Here is a 356-nt window from a genome sequence, read left to right on the forward strand (position 1 = left end):
GTGTGGGCGTGGACACTTCCCGACCTCGACGCTCGCCTGAAGGCCATGCGCATCGCCGCGATGCCCGTCGCCCGCTGGCGGGGGCACCAGCGTCGTGCACTCGCCTGCCACCGCACGCAATTGGGCGGGCGCATCACCGGCGCCGCCGAACGCTTCGTGCTACCCAGGGCCATGCGACGGCTGGTCGACGCCCCCCACATGCTGTTGCTGGAGGCGCGCCATGCGTCGTGAGACGTCCATCGATTCCGAATGGTTCGAAGCGCTGTACAAGGACGGCGGCGATCCCTGGAATTTCGCCACCAGCCCCTATGAGCGGGAGAAATACGATCACACGCTGGCAAGCCTGCCCCGCGACC

General features: G+C 68.0%; 1 protein-coding gene. It reads left to right on the forward strand.

All coding sequences use genetic code 11. The features are described from left to right. Positions 1–231: hypothetical protein (locus tag AC0IYH_RS30020; RefSeq protein WP_471837747.1), on the forward strand; the 231-nt coding region annotated here is incomplete at its 5' end. Positions 232–356 lie beyond the last annotated feature (125 nt).

It is taken from the genome of Pseudomonas sp. AC463 (assembly GCF_979253585.1).